General features: G+C 34.0%; 3 protein-coding genes. 1 reads left to right on the top strand and 2 read right to left on the bottom strand.

The window, feature by feature from the left end:
- Together RR539_RS10445 and RR539_RS10440 are read right to left on the bottom strand one after the other, a co-directional pair.
- A partial coding sequence (locus RR539_RS10445) for an ABC transporter ATP-binding protein (RefSeq protein ID WP_332483826.1) occupies positions 1–1,778 on the bottom strand: 1,778 nt, incomplete at its 3' end.
- Positions 1,771–4,023 carry an ABC transporter ATP-binding protein gene (locus tag RR539_RS10440; RefSeq protein WP_332483827.1) on the bottom strand — a complete coding sequence of 751 codons (2,253 nt, stop codon included), beginning with the start codon at positions 4,021–4,023 and terminating at the stop codon, positions 1,771–1,773. The genes RR539_RS10445 and RR539_RS10440, both read right to left, overlap by 8 nt.
- Before the next feature lie 154 nt (positions 4,024–4,177).
- Here RR539_RS10440 and RR539_RS10435 point away from each other — a divergent pair.
- Positions 4,178–4,476: MarR family winged helix-turn-helix transcriptional regulator (locus RR539_RS10435; RefSeq protein ID WP_332500416.1), on the top strand; the 299-nt coding region annotated here is incomplete at its 3' end.

Here is a 4,476-nt window from a genome sequence, read left to right as displayed (position 1 = left end):
GTTCCTGATTCTACTATATCTCCATCCTTCATAACTAGGATTAAGTCTGCATCTTTTATTGTTGATAGTCTATGGGCAATAACAAAGCTTGTTCTTCCCTCCATAAGTCTATCCATTGCTTTTTGTATAAGCACCTCAGTTCTAGTATCTACTGAACTTGTTGCCTCATCAAGAATTAATATCTTAGGATCTGCAAGTATTGCCCTAGCAATAGTTAATAATTGCTTTTGTCCCTGTGATACGTTACTTGCCTCTTCATTAAGCTCCATTTTGTATCCATCAGGAAGAGTTCTAACAAATCCATCAACATATGCAGCCTTCGCAGCCTTAATAACTTCCTCATCACTTGCTGTAAGTCTACCATATCTAATATTCTCCATAATTGAACCATTAAATAGCCATGTATCCTGAAGAACCATTCCAAATAAACTTCTTAAGTCTTCTCTGTTAAAATCTTTAATGTTATGGCCATCTATTAATATTGATCCTGAGTTAACATCATAGAATCTCATTAACAACTTAATAATAGTTGTTTTACCAGCACCAGTTGGTCCAACAATTGCAACTTTTTGTCCTGACTTAATATTAGCTGAAAAGTCCTTAATAATTGTTTCACCTTCCTTGTATCCAAAGCTTACATGGTCAAACTCAACCCTTGGCATTAATTCATTTGGTGAAACAGGATTCTTAGCAAGCTGCTCTTCTTCCTCTTCATTTAGGAATTCAAAAACCCTTTCCGCTGCAGCTGCAGTTGACTGCATAAGGTTAGCAACCTGTGCTACCTGTGCTATTGGCTGGTTAAAGCTTCTTACGTATTGTATAAATGACTGAATATCTCCAACCTTAATAGTCCCATTAATAGCTAGGAACCCTCCAAGTATTGATACAACAACGTAGCCTAAGTTTCCTATAAAATTCATAAGTGGCATCATCATTCCAGATAGGAATTGTGACTTCCATGCTGAAGAATAAAGTGTATCATTTAGCTTATTAAATTCCTTAATAGTATCTTCCTCACCATTAAATGCCTTAACAACATTATGCCCTCCATAAACCTCTTCAACCTGACCATTAATATGACCTAGGTATTCCTGTTGAGACTTAAAGTATTTTTGTGATCTTTTTATAATGAACATTATACAAATTGCAGATAGTGGAAGAACCAAAATTGCTGCAATAGTCATTGGTATACTAATGCTAATCATCATAATTAGTACCCCTATAAGCATTGTAATAGAAGTTATAACCTGAGTCATAGCCTGGTTAAGGTTTGAACTTACAGTATCAACGTCATTTGTTACCCTTGATAAAACCTCACCATGTGACTTAGAATCAAAGTACTTAAGTGGCATACGGTTTATCTTTTTAGATATTGAATCACGAAGATTATATGAGACCTTCTGTGTAACTCCAGACATAATATATCCTTGAATTACTCCAAAAACAGAACTTAAAACATATAATCCTAGTAGATACATTAGTATCTCACCTATTTTAGTGAAATTAATCCCACTGCCACTTCCTTGAACCTTGTTTACAAGTCCTTCGAATATTTCAGTTGTAGCATTACCTAGTATTTTAGGTCCTACAATTGAAAATGCAGCACTTCCTATTGAGAATAGAATAACTACTAAAATATGAACTTTATATGGTGAAAGGTATTTTGCAAGGTTTTTCATTGTTCCCTTAAAATCCTTTGCCTTTTCTCCTGTACCTCCCATATGTCCGTGTCCCATAGGACCTCCCATAGAAGGCTTTTTGTTTTTTAGTTTACTCATCTTCTAGCTCCTCCTTTGAAAGTTGTGATAGAGCTATTTCCCTATAAACCTGACAGTTTTTTAGAAGTTCCTTATGCTTACCTATTCCAGCTATATTACCCTCATCAAGTACTATAATCTGGTCTGCATGAAGAATTGTACTAATTCTTTGAGCAACAATTAACACTATGCTTTCAGTAGTTTCTCTACTAAGTTCACGTCTTAATGCTACGTCTGTTTTATAATCAAGTGCTGAGAAGCTATCATCAAATATATACATATCAGGGCTTTTAGCTATTGCCCTAGCAATTGATAGTCTTTGTTTTTGACCACCTGAAACATTAGAACCGCCCTGTGATATTTCTGAATTATATCCATCTTCCTTAGCATTAATAAATTCTAGTGATTGTGATATTCTAGCTGCCTTTTCAATTTCTTCTTCACTGGCACTTTGCTTTCCATATTTAAGATTTGATTCAATTGTACCTGAGAATAACACTCCCTTTTGAGGTACAAATCCAATCTTATCACGAAGTTTCTTCTGTGAAACCTCTCTAATATCTATACCATTAACAAGAATTTCTCCCTTAGTTACATCATAAAAACGAGGAATTAAATTAATAAGTGTAGACTTACCACTACCTGTACTTCCGATTATTGCGGTAGTCTTCCCCTTATTCATAGTAAAGTTAAGATTCTTTAGAACATAATCCTCAGCATTCGGATATTTAAAGTATACATTTTTAAACTCTATTTGATTAATATGATTAGTTAGCTCAGTAACAGTTTCCTTATCTTTAATAGATAGTGGTGTAGTTAATATTTCATCAACTCTAGCAGCTGCAACAGTAGCTCTTGGAAGCATAATTGATATCATAGATATCATTAAGAATGACATTATTATCTGCATTGTATACTGGATAAATGCCATCATATCTCCAACCTGCATAGTCCCAGCATCTACATTATGGGCACCGTTCCATACTATAAGAACCGCTATACCATTCATAATAAGCATCATAAGTGGCATCATAGTTGCCATTGTTCTATTAACAAATAGATTAGTCCTAGTTAAGTCACGGTTAGCATGGTCAAATCTTTCTTCTTCGTGTTTACTTGTTCCAAATGCACGGGATACCATCATACCTGTTAGTATTTCACGTGTTACAAGGTTAACCTTATCAACAAGTTTTTGAAGTGACTTAAACTTTGGCATTGCAAGGCCAAATAGTATTGCTACAAGTGAAAGTATAGCAACAACTGCAACTGCAATTATCCATGACATTGAACTTTCAGTTCCCATAACCTTTATGATTCCACCAATTCCAAGAATAGGTGCATAGAATACTACCCTAAGTAGCATAACCATTAAAAGCTGAATCTGCTGAATGTCATTAGTACTACGTGTAATAAGTGATGCTGTTGAGAACTTATCCATTTCAGCACTTGAGAAATTAACAACCTTTGAGTATACATCCCCTCTAAGGTCACGTCCAAGTGAAGCTGCTACCCTAGCTCCTATAAATCCTACAACAACAGTTGCCACTAAACTTACAAGTGCAAGTAAAAGCATTTTTCCACCTGTAATCATAATAAATCCATTTTGAAGCTTACTATCATCTATTCCAATTGCCTTATACTCTGCTCTTACATATGAAGTAGCTGCCTGAGCTAGTATTCCCTCTGGCATAGAATCGAATTTCTCAAGGAATTTATCGCGAATTTTAAATCTTGCTTCCTGATCTATCTTCCCTAAAAACTCAATAAGGTTATCATCACTGCCAAGCTTCATAGCTGGAGGTAATGTTTTATTAATTTCCCCCTTAAGCATAGCTGCTGTTTTAGGGTCATTTAAAGACTCTACTATAAGCATTGGCTTTGCAAGTATGCTACTTACCCTAGATACTTCCTCCTCAGTTAAGCTTTCTTTCAGAAGGTATATTCTATGATTATTTATTTTGTCGTAGCTGGTAAAATACTTTGAAAAACTTGACTCTTTTATATTTTTTCCATCTACTAGTGTATATTGTTTAAGGATTTCTTCCTTATTATTTGCGTCTATAAATAATAATAAATTATTAAGATCTTTTTCCTTAATAACTTTAATTGCAGAATCCTCTACCCCGCCCTGCTGAATACCTACGTTAACTATTCTTGAAGTGTATTCTGGAAGAGAAAGGTCTGCTGATGCCTGAATAACTAATAATCCAATGATTAATACTATAGCTACCCAGTACTTCTTTAGATGTTTAATTAGTTTAAACATTTTCCAGCCTCCTTTTAAGCCAACCCAATTTAATTATTTCTTATTTCATATTAATTATATTTTTATAACTATTATAAGTCAATAACTTTTTTATTGAACTTAATATTTTTTTAATATATACTTAACTTAATATTATTTATAAGGAGAAGGTATTATGGATAACACTTTAATTGATATTTCAGAAAATCTGTTTAGCTTAATAATTAGAATTCACAGAACAACATTTAGTCAGGATGAACTAGTAAAGTGTATGCCGCTGCCACCTTCCCATGTTAAGGTGATTTTCTACCTAGTACACCATGGACAGGAGGCTACCGTATCCAAAATAGCAGAAAGCCTAAGAATATCTAAGCCTAATATGACACCTATAATAGATAATCTTATAAGTGAAGGACTTGTGGAAAGACTTCAAGATCCTAAGGATAGACGTAAAATTCTTATTAAACTTACTAC

It is taken from the genome of Clostridium sp., from assembly GCF_036639235.1.
Classification (GTDB): Bacteria; Bacillota; Clostridia; order Clostridiales; family Caloramatoraceae; genus Clostridium_AB.
Note: the sequence above shows the minus strand (reverse complement) of the source record. Positions and strands in the feature narration are given on the sequence as shown.

Bases quoted from the DNA above. Each gene is read 5' to 3' on its own strand.
- RR539_RS10440 (WP_332483827.1), bottom strand. From the start codon at position 4,023: ATGTTTAAACTAATTAAACATCTAAAGAAGTACTGGGTAGCTATAGTA.